General features: G+C 55.3%; 12 protein-coding genes. 8 read left to right on the forward strand and 4 right to left on the reverse strand.

Translation table 11 applies throughout. The features are described 5' to 3' along the window. Window positions 1-134 precede the first annotated feature (134 nt). From RBT42_RS15810 to RBT42_RS15835, 6 genes are all read left to right on the forward strand, one after another. Window positions 135-695 (forward strand): hypothetical protein, encoded by a 561-nt coding sequence (locus RBT42_RS15810; protein WP_320366860.1) that lies wholly within the window; start codon window positions 135-137, stop codon window positions 693-695. A 349-nt stretch (window positions 696-1,044) separates the two neighbouring features. Continuing rightward, on the forward strand, window positions 1,045-1,410 hold the full coding sequence (locus RBT42_RS15815) for a hypothetical protein (protein ID WP_320366862.1): 366 nt from the start codon (window positions 1,045-1,047) through the stop codon (window positions 1,408-1,410). A 38-nt stretch (window positions 1,411-1,448) separates the two neighbouring features. Then, window positions 1,449-1,811: a hypothetical protein gene (locus tag RBT42_RS15820; RefSeq protein WP_320366864.1), complete on the forward strand. Its 363-nt coding sequence runs from the start codon at window positions 1,449-1,451 to the stop codon at window positions 1,809-1,811. Between the two features lie 1,434 nt (window positions 1,812-3,245). Next, on the forward strand, window positions 3,246-3,530 hold the full coding sequence (locus tag RBT42_RS15825; RefSeq protein ID WP_320366866.1) for a hypothetical protein: 285 nt from the start codon (window positions 3,246-3,248) through the stop codon (window positions 3,528-3,530). Between the two features lie 170 nt (window positions 3,531-3,700). Then, window positions 3,701-4,132 (forward strand): GNAT family N-acetyltransferase, encoded by a 432-nt coding sequence (locus RBT42_RS15830; RefSeq protein WP_320366868.1) that lies wholly within the window; start codon window positions 3,701-3,703, stop codon window positions 4,130-4,132. Window positions 4,133-4,358: 226 nt separating this feature from the next. Continuing rightward, the gene (locus RBT42_RS15835) at window positions 4,359-5,321 is read left to right on the forward strand and encodes an IS5 family transposase (RefSeq protein WP_320366870.1); all 963 of its coding nucleotides are present in this window, start codon (window positions 4,359-4,361) and stop codon (window positions 5,319-5,321) included. Window positions 5,322-5,835: 514 nt separating this feature from the next. On the opposite strand, the gene RBT42_RS15840 is transcribed toward RBT42_RS15835, so the two are convergent. From RBT42_RS15840 to RBT42_RS15850, 3 genes are read right to left on the reverse strand one after another with little or no spacing between them, the layout of a single operon-like run. Continuing rightward, window positions 5,836-7,458, reverse strand: a complete 1,623-nt coding sequence (locus tag RBT42_RS15840; protein WP_320366872.1) for a carbamoyltransferase C-terminal domain-containing protein — start codon at window positions 7,456-7,458, stop codon at window positions 5,836-5,838. Continuing rightward, window positions 7,455-9,683, reverse strand: coding sequence for a family 16 glycosylhydrolase (locus RBT42_RS15845; protein ID WP_320366874.1), 2,229 nt, complete (start codon window positions 9,681-9,683; stop codon window positions 7,455-7,457). Before RBT42_RS15845 ends, RBT42_RS15840 begins: the two co-directional genes overlap by 4 nt. Beyond that, entirely contained in the window at window positions 9,680-10,555 is an 876-nt protein-coding gene (locus RBT42_RS15850) for a glycosyltransferase family 32 protein (RefSeq protein ID WP_320366876.1), read from the reverse strand. Before RBT42_RS15850 ends, RBT42_RS15845 begins: the two co-directional genes overlap by 4 nt. Before the next feature lie 783 nt (window positions 10,556-11,338). Here RBT42_RS15850 and RBT42_RS15855 point away from each other — a divergent pair. Further along, window positions 11,339-13,498: a hypothetical protein gene (locus RBT42_RS15855; protein ID WP_320366878.1), complete on the forward strand. Its 2,160-nt coding sequence runs from the start codon at window positions 11,339-11,341 to the stop codon at window positions 13,496-13,498. Window positions 13,499-13,921: 423 nt separating this feature from the next. On the opposite strand, the gene RBT42_RS15860 is transcribed toward RBT42_RS15855, so the two are convergent. Then, entirely contained in the window at window positions 13,922-14,704 is a 783-nt protein-coding gene (locus RBT42_RS15860; protein ID WP_320366880.1) for an exodeoxyribonuclease III, read from the reverse strand. A gap of 444 nt (window positions 14,705-15,148) precedes the next feature. On the opposite strand from RBT42_RS15860, the gene RBT42_RS15865 reads away from it, so the two are divergent. After that, window positions 15,149-15,859: a DNA-binding protein gene (locus RBT42_RS15865; RefSeq protein WP_320366883.1), complete on the forward strand. Its 711-nt coding sequence runs from the start codon at window positions 15,149-15,151 to the stop codon at window positions 15,857-15,859. Window positions 15,860-15,952 lie beyond the last annotated feature (93 nt).

Raw genomic sequence — 15,952 nt, forward strand, 5'->3', positions numbered from 1 at the left:
TTGTCATCAGAACCAATGAGTCAGAGCCAGTAAAATTCGGTGAATAAGGTATAACAAAGCAAATGCACTCGGACGGTAAAAAGCGCCGCTTTGCTCTGCTTTTTGCCGCCGGTGATTTGCGACGTTAGGCCTTTATGTACAACGAAGAAGCACTTCGCAAGCTCGCTGAATGGGAGCCCGTCGATTCCTTTGATGAACCGGACTGCCTTCAGGCAATACGACGCTTCGTAGACTCAATCAATCAAAGCCCAGATCTTCGTGCGCTCGACCAGTTAACCACTTACAACAACTTCGAAGCAATCTTTGTGTACGCGCCTGCCGAAGTGTTCCGACGTCAACAGGCTGATGGGCAGGCTTACACACGCCACCCTTCACTTCTGCTCTACTTTCATCATTTTTCACCCATTGCAGCGATGGGCAGGAGCACTTGGAGCGAAACCCTCCGGCCAGATGGATCATGGAGTTCACGGGGCTATGGCGGACTTGATCTTTCGGAGCTTTTATCCATTGAAGAACTTAAGCCAGGACCAACTAGAAACAACCTGTTGAGCGCGCTTCAGCAGACTCCTTACCAAATAGCCAACCCCGCATACTTTAAACAAAGCGCCCCGGCTTGGTTTAAACCTCTATACAGAAGCGAAGGGTCCCACCCCTGGGATAGATTATTTCATCTCTTTTTTCAGTTTAATGATTAGCCAAATCATTGTCGCCAACCGCCAAAAATTGATCTCATTCATGCAAGGCCGCATTATCAATATCCATCGGCATTCTGGCGTGTTCTCATGCGCTTTGGCATCTGCGCCGCGCCTAACTCGGCGTTCAACTGGACATCAACGTGCTGCGCACGTTGCTGCCAGTTAACTGGGGCGTTAGGTCCCGTTTAAAAATACGCTCAGGTAACTCGGTGCAAAGGCTCTGGCAAATGTCACCATCGGTGCAAGTTCATACATCCAGCACGCGGGAATCATTTGTCGTGCCAAGGTTGTTTTCTTTGCATAGCAAGGTTTGCGCGTTATGCATCGCCACTACCACGCGAGAACACTGATGTTCGCCAACGCCGCTTCCGTGCTCACTCAAGCAGTTGTTCGCATCTTGAAGTTTGGCGTTTTACTGGCAAGCAGTTCGTTCACCGGGTGCAGCGTCTTGTCTCAATCTACTATCACCGGTTTGGGTGCTTCAACCAGGTCGGTTTGTCTGTCACACTCTCTGGAATTCTGGCAGCAGCAGCAAAAATTCACCGTGGCCCGCCCTCACCTCAACTTCATCTGTCGTGTGTTTCAAGGCCGTGCCACAGGTGCAAAACCTAACTGGGCGTTCAACGTGGACGCCAACAGCGGCCATGCCTTCGGCATTTTATTGGCCGCTGTTGGTACCCTGCGCCCCTGCGGGGCTCCGGCGCCAGTTAACTAATTCGTTAGGCCTCTCTTGCACAGCCCATTGGAGTCCACTTGAAGTACATCGTAGACATCCTCAAGGAAGTGGAGCTGCATGATTCCAGCCTTGTCTCACTCACGGCACTTGGAAACGGTTCGGTCCATCTGGCACTCGATCTGGACGATGTGTGGAACAAGCAGCTTTCCGAGCTGCCAAAGGGCATTGCCTTCCACTCCGTCTACGAGGTAAGTGAATTCAAGATTGACCGCCTCAATATAATCGGATCAATTGAAGTGAAGCCACTCCCAAGCTACGACAGAACGTTTGTCACGCACTGCGCTACCGATTCAACAACCACTACAGAGGTACACATCGAGTTCGTTGCCGGCGGTTCCTTGCGAATCATCTGCTCGGGAACAGCAGAGTGCATTTTCTAGTCAAAACGCGCGAGTTCCTTCACATGCCCAGTGAACAACTCCCGTATGCAGGCCACACACTTTGGCATCTGCCACCAGCCTAACTCGGCGTTCAACTGGACATCAACGTGCTGCGCACGTTGCTGCCAGTTAACTTGGGCGTTAGGCCCCCCATAAAATCCATAGGTGCAATGCGAATGACTTGTGAAACATGCGCAACGATCAAGCAGTTCTCGATCCCAAGCCCATCAAAGCTAACTGAGGCAATTCGCTACTGCAAAGAGCTAGTCGCATCAGGGACGCTCATCCAAAGCACCTATTGGCCACCAAGAACGTCAAAGTTCACAGCAACGCAATGGGAAGCGTTGGATGATTCTGGCAACTGGGAGGACATCTTGCAGTACTACTTTGAGTGTCCTTCATGCAAAACAATCTTCTTGCTTCACGCCGACACTTATCACGGCGGAGGCAGCTTCAAACGTGCGGATATGCGAGCAACTCCGTACTAATCGGCTATGTTTTATACAGTCAACATGGCAATTGCTCTTAGCCAAATATCAAAATGCATGCACGGCACTGTGAGTAGCTCAACTGCCATTGCATCTGTCGCCTGCCTAACTCGGCGTTCAACCGGACATCAACGTGCTGCGCACGTTGCTGCCGGTTAACTGGGGCGTTAGGCCTTTCCAAACTCTGTACAGCTTCTATGCCCACTTCATCAGCACCATGGTCCACCCAAGTTGCTTCGGACGTTATTCGCGACGGTCTTGGGGTGGAGCTTCTCGATGGGCAGGGGCAAGTTGTCGCGGAAGTATTTCGTTGCGACGCGGATCACACAGTTGGCGTTAGCTTGTTTGTGGAGCAAGTTCCTTTACATGCGGTTGAAATGCTACTTCTTCGCGCCAAAGAGAGACTTGATCCGTTCGGAGATGGAACTCCATTGGCTTACAGCAAACGAGATGCTTGAGTCGCAAATCAGAGGGTTACCGGCTTGAGCACTGCCAATGCTCAATCTGGCTGTCTGTCCTCCGGCAGCCTGCGCGTCATTGCGCGGCGCCAAAGTGCCACATGCCATCGCCAAGTGGGCTGTCCGTCCGTCGGCGGCCAGCGCCCGAATCAGTGGTGGGAATGCTCAACAGCGTCAGGCAGAATCACAGCAAATCAAACATCAAGGGTTGGCTTCATGCAAAGGTCTGAACGTCAGGGCAAGGTTCTTCCCCTCTGCTTCGTGCACCGGCCTAACTGGGCGTTCCAGCGGACGCTGACCCGTTCCTTCGCTTCGGCAATGCCTTATGGGCGCCGCTGAACTTGAGCGTTAGGCCCCACAACAGAAACTCTCTCAGACGTACTCGTCACATGCGAATGCTGCCCATCACAATCAGCGCAGCGAGTCGCCGATGACCTGCCCCAGAATCCCTGAACCCCATGCCAAAAGTGCCGCTTCTGCTCCGAGTCATGGACAAAGCCACGCCGCTGCTGATGGTGATCGCCGTTGTCGCTTGCGGGTATCTGCTATTTCAAGCGTTCGCAACTGATGCAGTATCTATGGGCTCCGGCCGCAGAGTCTTCGTCATCCAACGCACCACGAGCCCGGTCACATACTTCGCAACGTGCTTTGCTCTGGTGGGCGTCATGGTCTTCGCGGTTTGGGCGCTGTACACCCGGCGCTCTCAGCGCGGTGGTCCTCCTGCCGGAAAGCGTAGAAAAGAAACACAGGCAAGCCGCAGCGGATCCGAGTGAGGCCTAACCCCTCGGTCAAGCGGAGCGCCGCCGGCAGGCCACCAGGCCCGAGCTGGCGGTACACGGTACATTGTCGCCAGCTCGGGCCTGGCGTCCTGCCGCCGTCGCCCGCTTACCTCGAACGTTAGGCTCATTCTGTTGCGCTCAAAAATTTGAGCACCAATTTGAACATGCACGACATCTTCCTCCCGAAAACTGACGCTGAGATCGAATCTTGCTTCGATGTTTTCTCGGTACTCCGCCCGAATCTCACTCGACAAGAGTTCCTACCACGAGTTCGCAGGCAAGAGCAGCAGGGATATCAAATTGCTGCATTACGAAGCGGCGACCTAATCGCCAGTGCCGCCGGATTTCGCATAAGCGATTTCTTAGCCTGGGGGCGTGTACTCTATATCGATGACCTGTCAACTTTGCAAAATCTAAGAGGTCAAGGTCATGCAGGCGCAATTCTTGATTGGCTTACAAGTTACGCCTCCGGCCAGGGCTGCGATGCAATGCATCTGGATACCGGCTACGCACGGCATGCCGCTCACCGTGTCTACCTCAGCAAAGGTTTCGAACTCAACTGTCACCACTTGGCCAAAGCCATTCAAAAACAGTAGTTCTAGCACTATGCACATCTTCCACTACGCGCCCCAGCCTAACTGTCGGTTCAACGCGGACGCCAACACTGGCCATGGCTTCGCCATTTTCATGGCCAGTGTTGGTGCCCTCCGCCTTCGGCTCCGGCGCCGGTTAACCTGGGCGTTAGGGAAGGTCTGCAAAACCCGCCGTCAAGGCGCGAGTCTTGCATGATGATGTCGTCAAGTTGATACGTGGCGCAAGGACATGAAGCAAGTCAGCCTGCGATTGAACCTGTCGACCAAGAAGACGCGCAAGCGTGAGTTCCTGGAGCAGATGAACAAGGTGGTACCGTGGGGTGTGCTGGTCGGCGTGGTCGAGCCGCATTGGCCCAAGTCCAAGACGGGCCGGCCGCCCTTTGCCATCGAGACCATGTTGCGCATCCATTACCTGCAGCAATGGTTCGGCCTGAGTGATCCGGCGATGGAAGAAGCGCTGCATGACATGCCGGTGTACCGCGAGTTTGCCAAGCTCGATGGCGTGCTTGATCGGCTGCCTGATGAGAGCACGATCCTGCGGTTCCGGCACCTGCTGGAGAAGCATGACTTGGCCACCGACATGCTGCGTGTCGTCAACGACTTGCTGGCCTACAAGGGGCTGCTGCTGAAGTCGGGCACGGCGGTGGATGCCACGTTGATCTCGGCGCCAAGCTCGACCAAGAACGCCGAAGGCAAGCGTGATCCAGAGATGCATCAAACCAAGAAGGGCAACCAGTGGTACTTCGGCATGAAGGCGCACATCGGTGTAGACGCCGACTCTGGCCTGGTGCACAGCGTCGAAGGCACGGCGGCCAACGTCAATGATGTGACCCAGGCGCACAAGCTGCTGCACGGTGAAGAAGACGATGCCGTTGGCGATGCGGGCTATCAAGGCGTGCAGAAACGACCAGAGGCCAAGGCCGATGTGAACTGGCATGTGGCCATGAAGCCAGGCAAACGCAAAGCGCTGGATTTGAACGATCCGGCGCAAGCCATCACCGACAAGATTGAGCGCGTCAAGGCAAGCATTCGCGCCAAGGTCGAGCATCCGTTTCGGGTGGTCAAGAAGCAGTTCGGCCATGTGAAGGTTCGCTACCGTGGATTGGCCAAGAACACCGCGCAGCTCAAGACCTTGTTCATGCTCAGCAACCTATGGATGGTGCGAGGCAAACTGATGGCTGACGTGGCATGAGTGCGTCCAAAATCCAGGAAACAGCGTTTCTTGCGGGGGTCGCGCACCCTTTGACGTGCGTTTCAGCGTCATGGGGGCTGGTCTGCGATGCATTCGGCTCATTTGTCGAAGCGATCACGCCGCCTGTTGCCTCGCAAACGAGTTGTTCAGACCTTCCCTAACCCACCCGTCTGTTGCATTGTCTTGCACCAAGGCGCAATCTTCCCTTTGCGTCGAACGTTGAAAGTCAGATTTCTAGCGGTGCGTTCCAGAGTGCGACAGGCGGCTATCTCTGCAGCGCTGCCGCTCGCCAGATAAGGACAGATTAAGGCTGGTTGCAGCCGCTGATGCTCGGCCGGAAAGCGTCCGGAGTTGGCGAATGCTGACGTTCATCTTGTTCTGCTGAGAAGGTGGATTTCAGACGCAAACCGAGAAAACGGGAGATAGTGACGATATTGACGAACGCCACTGCGGACGAGCGCATCTTGGACGTGACGCCTTCCGGCATAGGCTAAGTGGCGCTATAACGAGTCTGTCAACGCGTTGCCAAGCGTCGCTTTTTGTCACCTAAGTACTTCTGATATCCAAGAGACGATTTGAGCATGTAGATTCGCCCTTCGGCTACAAATCCGTCAAGGTGATGTTGCAGAGTGTAGGCCGACAGGTCAGACGTTGAATTGATGAACCCCTTGCTATTGAAATTGAGAGATGTATTGCACAAGACCCCATAACCGGTTAGCGACTTGAACGCCGTAAGTAATTCGAACAGCGGACGGTTTGTCAGCGAGGAAACTGTTTGAAGACGCGCTGTGCCATTCACATGGGTCACTGCTGCGAGCGCATCAGTGGAGGCCCGATGGGTGTAGAGCATGAACGGACTTGGACGATTGCATCCAAACCACTTACGGGCATCTTCCTCCAAGCAGACGGGAGCGATTGGGCGGAATTGCTCTCGCTGTTTTATAACGTTCAGACGCTCTCTGGTACTGGCTGCGAATGGCGCAGCCAAGATGGAACGGTTTCCGAGCGCGCGCGGACCGATCTCGTAGCGGCCATTCGCCCAGCCGATGATTAAGTCACTGGTCAACATCTCTGCCACGGTCGCCACGTTCGGTTCCCACTCATCGAAGTTAGCGGGATCAACAACTTCGTCGGCTAAAAAGTCCAACCCAGAATAGACATTCCACGTGACCTTGGGATCACCGGTAAAATAGAATTGCGCGTCGATGGCCGTGCCAATTGCTGAGCCGGAATCATTTGCGACCGGAGGAACGAATACTTCGGAAAACAAACCGGATTCCATCCACTTCGTGTTCCAGTCGCAATTGAGTCCGCAGCCTCCCGCAATCAGCAATGGCATGCCTCGCTTCAGATTCGCTTCAGCGAATCTATGGAAGCGGTCGAACAATCGATCACTGAAGATGCCTGCAAAGTTTCGGAACTCCTGATCGTCTAGCCCCACGTTGTAGTGCCGCAAGCCTTTCAGGGCCTCACATTGCTGAGGCTTGAGGTGCTGACAATCCTGCAGGAGAAAGGAAATGATCCGCTCCTCCTCTGCCGATGGCTGGCTTCTCTTCGAAAAGGACGCGAGCGCCATCAACTTTCCGGCGTCAGAAAGTCGGGAGTATTCTGCAGAGCTTTTGTCAAAAGTCGGATCCGCTAACGCGTAAAGCATTGCGTAGCGATGTCCGGGCTCGGACATGACATTGCCGATCTTCGCCACGTTCAACTCTGCGTCGATCTCGTAAAAAGCGCCGATGACTCCTTCCCAAAGTAGCGCATAGCAGGGAGACCCCATCGGCAAGGTGGACATACCAAATGCGCCAAGGAGGTGAGAGCGTTCGTGAGACGAGGAGAAGAAGTCGACGGTCCTACCCAGAATACGCTTTCTACTGACTACCACTTGATTGCGATCACTGCCAAAGTAGCCGGCCACCGTTCGCTGACTCTGCGGTGAGTCCCCTGGCCACCATCCCCCTCTACATATCACGTCCGGAACGTCCTGAAGTTCGGCGAGGGCATCGAATACATCTGGAACAGTCAGTGGTGAGTGCCTGTACCTTGATCCCTTCTCGACCTCGACTGAGAACACCAAACGGCCATCTTCCAGATAAGCAAATGCACCATCATGGCCGGGGTTATAGGAGAGGATCTTCATGCGATATCACCGATAAAAAGCGCTTCATCCGGAGCTGAGCAGTTTTCAGCTTGACGCTCGATCAAAGGTGAGCCGTTTGCTGTCACGCGAATCGATTGAACGTAGGTCCTGGCAGGAAGTAGGCGTGGGTTGAGCCGTCCTGCAAGCTGCTTGGATCTGCAGGGCCAGGTGTTGATATGAAGCTTCATTGGCAAATGTGGAATCGGGGTTGGATCCCAGAGCACTCGTCTATGGACAAGGCGATCGTCCACGAGCCATCGGATCTCGCAAGGGGTCCACTCAATTGCGTATCGATGCAAACCTTTCGATGCATCGAAGCCCAACTCGATATGGCTTGGAGCACCGCGGTAGCCATAGTCGAACGGAGCGCCTTCACCGCCTGGATTGTAGAAAACGTTGACAAGGAGTCGGGTTGGCATATTGCCGGCAATTTCGATGTCAATCTCCTGATGCGGTGAGTTACGGTGTAGAAAGAAACCGGTGACTACCCCAGGCACGTTAGAAGCCTCGAAAGTTGCTTCGAATCTGCCGAAGAGGTACCGGTCGTGGCTGGTCAATGCACCCGCGCTGTACTGTCTGACGCCAAAATCTTCCTTCCTGACGTGAATCGTTACGCCCTCAGTGCTGTCAAATTCGACGTTCGATGGGCGGAACAATGCCAAATTGCCAGTAAAGGTATCGCTCCTTGCCGACCAGTGCAGCCGGTCGAAGCGGCCCGAGTGCTCGTCGTTGGCGCTCCACTTGATCTCACTCTCATGCGCCAGTGGCGCGACCTGCACACCTCGCCATCCACTGTGGCCGCATTCAACGACCCACGGCGACTGATCACGCTTTGGAGCTTTGCGCCCTCGATCCAACTCAGGCAGCACATCTACTTCGACGACACGTCGTTGCCCCAAGTCGTTCACCCTTGGAAATGAGCAGGAAGGCGGCGCACACTTAAGGTGCTCACAGAGAATTCGCCAAGCGTTCGCGCTGCATGTATCAAGCACGACAACGTCGGCACCGTCAAGGACGGTTGGAGCGCTCCAACTTGTTGGTGTCACACCGTTGGCTAGGGCGGCTGTCATAATGAACTTCGCCTGTGGATAGCGACGTCGAAGCTCCACCACCATCGACTCCAGACATCCCACATTGACATATGCATTGAAGACCCGTTCAACACTGCCCTCGAGGAGCCGCGTCAACTCGAACGACGGAAGCGAGTCCAGATCACTGCAGCATCGGTATCCAAGCATGGACAATGCAATCGCTAGGGATGACTGGCCCGAATTCGCCGGTCCGAACGCAAAAACCGGAAAATGAGTTGGCCGAACGCTAAAAAGGGCTGCGCCTTCGCTGTTGATTGCGCCAATCGTGGAAAGCGTTGGAAGAATGGAATACGAATTCGTAGAGACCGCATCCGTCCTTTGCCGGACAAGAGACCGATTGGTTGCTCGGACGTTTAACACGCTGAACTGATGATTGATCCAAAGATCGACCGGGCCACGACAAGGAAGTAGACGAAGAAGCCTTTGCGCGCCTTGCCTGGAAAGTATGTATCCTGAAAGGTGCCATAGCCCCCGCACCGGTCGGAACACAGCGCTCGATACGAAGGTCTTTGGAGCACCATGCCTAGCCTCTACGTAGGACACGTAGATGACGTCGACGCTTTCATCCTCATTGCTTTCGGCCACGACGTCCTTCCAAGCTTGGTCTAGATGGCGCGCGAAGCTGGGGTGGAACCACACATCGTCCTCGAGGATGAGGGCGTGTGTTTGCTCACCACGCGCGATTCGCCTCCAAACCTCAATGTGTGATCTGGCAACCGCCACTTCGGCCCTGGTCATCCGGATCCGTGCATCAAGGTCGAATCGCGTTGGAAGTGTCTGCGGTTGAGGCTCGACGAAGAGTTGATCCGCTAACGTGTAATAGGGATCGACGTCTGCATCTATTGAGGGATCCTGCAGAAAGTCCCTCGCATCGATAGCAGCGTACTTTTCGGTATGGTCTAGAAGCTCATTGCCGAGTCTGTCCCGGATGCGGCGGAGTTCCTGCTTGATGCGCAACCAGCGGCCGGGCTCGCGATCTAGGTTGATTACGTAGATCTTTTCGATTGTCTGACCGTCCGGAGTTCGCCGATTTCCGAATGAATGCGACGTCTGCCTTGGAAGCATCTTGCGAATGCCGTGTACAAGGCGAAATGCCAGACGAAACGCCACCTGAGGCGGACGTGTCAGATTCATAGAACGTCCAAATGTTGGGGTGCCCGATACGCCTTTTGATTCGAAAGCCTCCAGTTTCTCGAATCGTTGCGGTAGCTAAGCGGCCACTGGCTAGTGGATATCTGTTCCCAATCATGCTCCACCGTAATCGAGTCAGACGAGCATCCTTCGTTAATTACCTCGAAAACCGATCTGGTGAGATTTCCGGGGCCAGTTGAAGCCTGAACTTCGGGCAGTCCTCTCGGTAAGTCTGCCTCAAGGGATAAGGTGGCGTTCAACAGTGCTCTCTCGACGATGGGATGATTGCGAGATGCGATCAAAGGCGTCGTGTTGAAGTAGAAGATCCAACCCGGCTGATTGGCTCCTGGCTTAGTAAAGGTCGACGGCGCTACCATTTGAGAAGATGGGATGTCGTAGCAGAACGGCTGGAGCTTCAGTCGTCCATCTGAGAACAAGTGGCCAATTGGTGTTCCGTGATAGACATCGTCGGCATCAATGTAGAAGCCCCCTTCTACTAGCACGTACGAGTAACGAAAGTAGTCTGACATCATCGACGGGTGATAGCACCTATCGAAGGCGAGCTCATGCCGGCGTCCGAGTCGGTTTCGAATGAATGATCTTGCCGACTCCTCATCGAATACCTCCAACTCGAATCCAATTCTTTCGAGAGGTCTCCACGATTCCATACAGGCTTTTACATCGTCAGGCAAGTGCCTAAGGTCATTCCAGAACTGCACGATGCGCTTGGGAGTCGGCTCGGACCACGTCACCGAATTGAATGGTGAGCCGCCACGGCACTGCACCATGCCGCGCACAAAGTTGGAGCGTGCACGTTCAGGTGGCGCAAGAGGATCGGCTTCGTCGGCTCGACTAGGATGGATTTCTTGGCTCATTCTTTCCTTCTCAGTTCAAAAAGCGATTCATCGATAGATGCTGCAATCGCAGTTAATACCTACATTCGCCGCCTATGCCGTGGTCCGCCGGTTTCCATATGGTATTGAAAGTATCGGGCATGAATCCGAAGGCTCACTCACTTTACGGCATATGAGGCAGAAAGATGCGCTTGCTCCAAGGGGCAAATGCGAATCGCCCTACGTCCAGTGGACACGTTCAAAGCTCAAACCGAGGCCCGATTGGAAGTGAGATGCTTCGCGCCAGAAATAAGCGGTCATCAGTGCGGCGCTGACTGCCAGGATCGGCGCCAACCGCCTCTGCGCCCCGGATAGGTGACATTCGCGCCCCCCCCAATCGCCCTGGCCAGCGACCGCTTGATGGCCCTGAGCGTCAATTCGGTCCGCGGCGCGAAAGGCTGCAACCGCTGCTAAACGGAAGTTCGGCAACTCTTGTCAGCGCTCTTCTGAGGCTGTCCTGTGCGATGGCATTTGCCGGCCAGGGAAGAAAGCTGGAGGAGAGGGGTTTCCAGCGCCGGCGGGGCCTTTCCATCTGTCCGGTCGCTCCCCGAACTGTTACCGCTTGAGTGGGGGGCGCATCAATCCCCCCTGATGAGCGAGCCCCTACACTTCTGCCGTGCCCAATGGCACACACGTCGAAGTCATTTTTGAGCATTCGAGGTTTTCGTTGAGGTTTCACCCGTGAAGGTCAATTGCGAACGCCAAGAGCCGCTCATAACGTGGGCAGTGCGCGCCCATGCAGGCCGTCAGGCTGTGCACGTTTCCATGCTGAGCCCCAAAGAGAATGGGGCTGCATGCAGTTGCCTTTGCTACGCCTGTGGCGACAAGCTCCTAGCCATCAATGTCGACAAGCCTGCCGACCATTTCAAGAAGCCTGGCGCTCAGCGCCGGCATTTCAAGCATGACCATGGCGCCGCCGACCGCAAGTGCCAGTCGGCTGTTGCTAAGCTGATAGCCCTTGCACTCTTCATCGAGCAAGACGAGATTATTCTTCCGGCTCGCTCACTCCCCGCTACCCGTCAGCTACTCACAGGCAAGTCCATCGAGATAGAAATGGAGTCACCTGAAGCAACGGTGAAAGTTGCCGAGCGGCGCTGGATCGACGACCAATCAGCCGTCATGCTTTTGGCAGACGGTCGAGAACTGATCGTCACTGTCCGCACCAATTACTCTGTGGACGCTGACGGGGTATCCCGCTCGGTGCTGTCCTTTGCTGGCATCACCAATCCAGAGGTGGCTGGATGGACTTCGGAGGAGATCTTGGCTCACCTGCGGCTCCCGGGTTCCTTGTCTTGGGAGCGTCATTGGGATGACGAACAGCTCAATGAGCTCGCTCAGGAGGACTTCGCACAAATGGAAGCGCGGTACCTCAGCGACATTCCCCGAGAGTGGCTAGAAGGCCTGTCCGGGAAGATGGCCAGCGAGACCATCCTTCACTGGGTGATCAAACGCTCCATTGAGCGTCGGAAGATACTGAAGGTGCCTGCGATTGCTATCCAGCGGAGCATGCCCATGCCAGATGGCACGGTTGACTTCGAGGTTGCCAAGCGCCCCGAGCAAACCCTCCTGATCGACCGGGTGACATTTGAGCGCAAGTTGGGTGACATCGTGCCGGATGTCGTTTGTTGGGCCAGTAAGTTGGGCAGTAACGATCCACCCTTTCAGCTGTTGATTGAGGCGGCCGTGACCCACTACGTGGACGAAGCGAAGCAGCAAAAGATTCTTGGCACCCGCATTCCTTGCATCCAAATCCGGGCAGACCTGTTTTCCAAAGTAGGGTCGGTTCCAGTTGACGTCATCGAGCACATGGTCTGCTCGGATGCAGCCGTCAAGGAGTGGATCGCCATGCCAGACATGGCAAACGAGATCTCGAAGGCAGAGCTGCGCTTGGAATCTCGCGCTCGTAGAATCCAGCAGCAACTGGACGAGAAGGAGGTTCTGAGGCAGCAACTCGCTCGCGACAAGGCCGAGCTTGCCCTTTGGTACCAGGAGGCCTCTGACGAGGCTCTGGCAAAGGGCTATTTGAAGGCTTTGAGTGCGATCTGGCGAAATGAGAAGCTGCCGGCTGTTAGATCCGTCAGCGTGGACATTGATGAGCTTTGGCGAGCCCTTGTCCGGCGAGACATAGTCAGTGGCTCACGCAGTAACGTCGAATCAATCAGCGGGTTGCTCCATCTGCTTTGGAAAATCCGAGAGTGCTCGCGCAATCCTCGGCATGCGGATCATGCGATCGGACTTGCGTGTTCTGTAGCTGAGCCTGGCTGGTTGGGAAATGCCCCAAAGGCAGTTCTGGCAATGTATGCGTTGAAGGCCTACATCGACTTCAAGCTTCGTTCACGATCGAAGACCTATCAAGTAACAGTAGATCGAATCAAGGTGTCACTGGAATCCGGAGAAGCGACCTTCGTCCGGACTACCGAGCTTGACCCGCTACTGCGGCTCCTGTTCCCGGAGATGTCAGCCGATCTTGAGAAGTCAATGGCAACGCACGCAGGCGTACAGGAGGCTCGTGCTCGCCGCGATGAGGCCGAGGCGCGGGCCAGAAATAAGGAGCAGAGGCGGGAGCAACGCTTGAGCATAGTGGCCGAAGGGCGGGCCGCCCAGGCAGCCAAACAGCGGCGTATCGCCCTGGATGCCGAGATCGCATCTCTCGTTCCCAAGGTGCGGTGGGTTCGAACTCAGTTGGGCATTCAGGACGTCGCCAGGCTCTATGGTCTTTTTGGTGCGAGCGTGACCATTGAAGGCATCGGCACGCTGCGAATCCTCAAGTCGGCACTGGAACTCAAAGCGCAAGGTCGGTCAATCAGGCTGCTGCTGCAGGAGCTTCCCTTCAAGGATCCTGCTGACATTCGAAGAGCACTTCAGCTACTGCAAATGGCAAACATCTGCGTCATGGATGACATAAGCCTCGCCAGCGACCGGTGAACATCTGAAGCCCTGTTTGTTGACCGTCTGGGCGGCGGGCCTAGCTGTGTTCACAGGAAATGGGCAACGGCTCCTTGCAGTCACGGCCCCGCAATACGGTGGTCAGTGGTGGAGCGCCAATGAGGGCTGCATTCCGCTTGGACACTTCAGCAGCTCTCGTGACTACTCACTCCATACGACCGCTTGACGCCAGAATGCGTGAGTACCGTAGCCAACATTGGCCGTATTCATTTCAAAATCTCGATTTATACGGCCAATCGTTGCCGGACAACGAGTTAGCGTGTGAGCCCACTCGGAAAAGTGGCTCTAAAGTGACCGCGCCTCCATTCAACGGGTACCGCTGCGAGGGCAAGACACCAACGCTGCACGAGTACTGGGGCTGGACGGGCTCGCAGCCATACGCAATCGCAGAACGCATACAGGTCAGAGGTTGAAGTCGTAATCTATGGTCAACGGCGCATGATCGCTGAACTTCTGCTCCTTGTAGATGGCCGACCTCCGAGCGACTGCAGCAAGGCCGGGCGAGCTCAATTGGTAATCGAGTCTCCACCCAACATTCTTGGCGTAGGCTTGGCCTCGGTTGCTCCACCATGTGTAGCACTCATCGGTGGTATCGGGGTGCAAGCGACGGTACACATCAACCCAAAGCAACTCATCGATTACCTGCGTCAGCCAGCCGCGCTCTTCTGGCAGGAAGCCGCTGTTCTTCAAGTTGCCCTTCCAGTTCTTGAGGTCGGCTTCCTTGTGCGCGATGTTCCAGTCACCGCAAATGACGACCTCGCGGCCTCGCTGCGCCAGGTCGGCCATATGCTGGAAAAAGTGTTCCATGAACGCGAACTTGGCGGCCTGCCGATGCGCTCCGCTCGAACCGGAAGGCAGGTAGACGGAGACCACCGATAGGCCGTCGTACACAAGTTCGATGTAGCGACCCTCGGCGTCGATCTCAGGCACGCCCAGACCTTCGATCACTTCTTTCGGCTGCTGCTTCGCATAAATTCCCACGCCACTGTAGCCAGGCTTCTCGGCGTAATGGAAGTAGCCGGTGTAGCCCTCAGGGGCCAGCATCACCGGCGTCATATCTGGTGCTTTGGCCTTCAGCTCCTGAAGGCACACGAAATCAGCGTCCTGCTGGATCAGCCAGTCGAGGAAGCCCTTTGATGTAGCCGAACGGATGCCGTTCAAGTTTGCGGTGATGACTCGAAGCATAGGTGTCGCCGTTGGTAGTGCGCCATGTGGCAGTCATCCTCGCACACCAGGGAAGGTGGAGATGTGCCGTCATAGCAAGCTGAAGGCGATATTGTCCAGCACGAACGCTCCGGCGGATCTGTCTACAAGGCCAAGGTGCCATCGCTGCACACCTGCCTTCGCGACTCGCGCCGCACGACTGATATGGCGGATTAGTCCGCATTCAAATGAAATGGGATCGCCGTCAGTGCTGATCGCCAATAGCCTTATTAAGGCATTTGACCGCAATGTCCACTTTATCTGGGCACAGCCTCCCAAATTGACCCCATGAAAAGCCAAGTGTGTTGAGAATCGGCGCCGTGTGGGGACAGCAGCGAGCGGCTTTAGCAACGCGTAACGCTGACGTTTCGCATTTCGCTGTAGCACGCTCGCCATGTCGGCGGCGACTTCAAGGGAGAAGATGTGATGACAACTGAGAGCGCAAATAACGCGGACCTTGCCGAACTTGGTGCGAGCCAGTCTCGGGACGCGGTTGAGGCGGTCATGGATAGCCTGGAAGCCAGAGACATCAACCCAAGTATTAAGGAGGTACGAAAGGAGATGGGCGGGATGACCGCCTCTGTTGGCAAGCTGGTGACAGAAGTCAACACAGACCGCGAAGCTGCCTTGGAAAGTGAGCTTTCTGACTCGCTCATGACTGCAGCAAAGAAGGGGTTTCATGCGGCGCGAGAGTCGGCCAAAAAGATTTATGCGAACCAACTGCAAACGCAGGCCAGCGAACTCAACGGTTTGACAGCCAGGTTGGCGAACAAAACCTCCATGGTTAAGGACCTGACGTCCAAGTTGCAGGCTGAGAGCATTGCCAGAGCCGCAGCCGATAAGCTCCTGGGGATGGAGGTAGCAGCGCGCGAAGCAGCAGCACAGGCACAAACTGCTGCAAAGGAAGCGCTCGCTGTGGCGAAGTTGGAGTTGGAGCACATGGCATTTGACCTTGCTACGGTCCGTGAGGAAGTACTCGTGCTAAAGCGCACACTGCAAAGTGAGCAAACCAGTTCCATACATCTCCAACAACGCCTGAACGACTCCGTGGATAGCCTTCAAGCTGAACGTGTGGCGGCACGAAGTGCCGAGAAGCTGTTTAAGGATGGTCTGCAAAACCTCCGCATGCAGCCCTGAATGTGAGACAGTGACAGCATGAAGCAGATGAGCCTGAGCACCACTGGATTTGAACGCAAGACCAAGAGAACGCGCAAGCGCGAGTTCCTCGAC

It is taken from the genome of Aquabacterium sp. (assembly GCF_034003525.1).
Taxonomy (GTDB): Bacteria; Pseudomonadota; Gammaproteobacteria; order Burkholderiales; family Burkholderiaceae_C; genus Aquabacterium.

What these genes read in the sequence shown, in the direction of transcription:
- RBT42_RS15810 (WP_320366860.1), top strand. Translation starts at nt 135, where the DNA reads ATGTACAACGAAGAAGCACTTCGCAAGCTCGCTGAATGGGAGCCCGTC.
- RBT42_RS15815 (WP_320366862.1), top strand. Translation starts at nt 1,045, where the DNA reads ATGTTCGCCAACGCCGCTTCCGTGCTCACTCAAGCAGTTGTTCGCATC.
- RBT42_RS15825 (WP_320366866.1), top strand. Translation starts at nt 3,246, where the DNA reads ATGGACAAAGCCACGCCGCTGCTGATGGTGATCGCCGTTGTCGCTTGC.
- RBT42_RS15830 (WP_320366868.1), top strand. Translation starts at nt 3,701, where the DNA reads ATGCACGACATCTTCCTCCCGAAAACTGACGCTGAGATCGAATCTTGC.
- RBT42_RS15835 (WP_320366870.1), top strand. Translation starts at nt 4,359, where the DNA reads ATGAAGCAAGTCAGCCTGCGATTGAACCTGTCGACCAAGAAGACGCGC.
- RBT42_RS15840 (WP_320366872.1), bottom strand. Translation starts at nt 7,458, where the DNA reads ATGAAGATCCTCTCCTATAACCCCGGCCATGATGGTGCATTTGCTTAT.
- RBT42_RS15845 (WP_320366874.1), bottom strand. Translation starts at nt 9,683, where the DNA reads ATGAATCTGACACGTCCGCCTCAGGTGGCGTTTCGTCTGGCATTTCGC.
- RBT42_RS15850 (WP_320366876.1), bottom strand. Translation starts at nt 10,555, where the DNA reads ATGAGCCAAGAAATCCATCCTAGTCGAGCCGACGAAGCCGATCCTCTT.
- RBT42_RS15855 (WP_320366878.1), top strand. Translation starts at nt 11,339, where the DNA reads ATGCTGAGCCCCAAAGAGAATGGGGCTGCATGCAGTTGCCTTTGCTAC.
- RBT42_RS15860 (WP_320366880.1), bottom strand. Translation starts at nt 14,704, where the DNA reads ATGCTTCGAGTCATCACCGCAAACTTGAACGGCATCCGTTCGGCTACA.
- RBT42_RS15865 (WP_320366883.1), top strand. Translation starts at nt 15,149, where the DNA reads ATGACAACTGAGAGCGCAAATAACGCGGACCTTGCCGAACTTGGTGCG.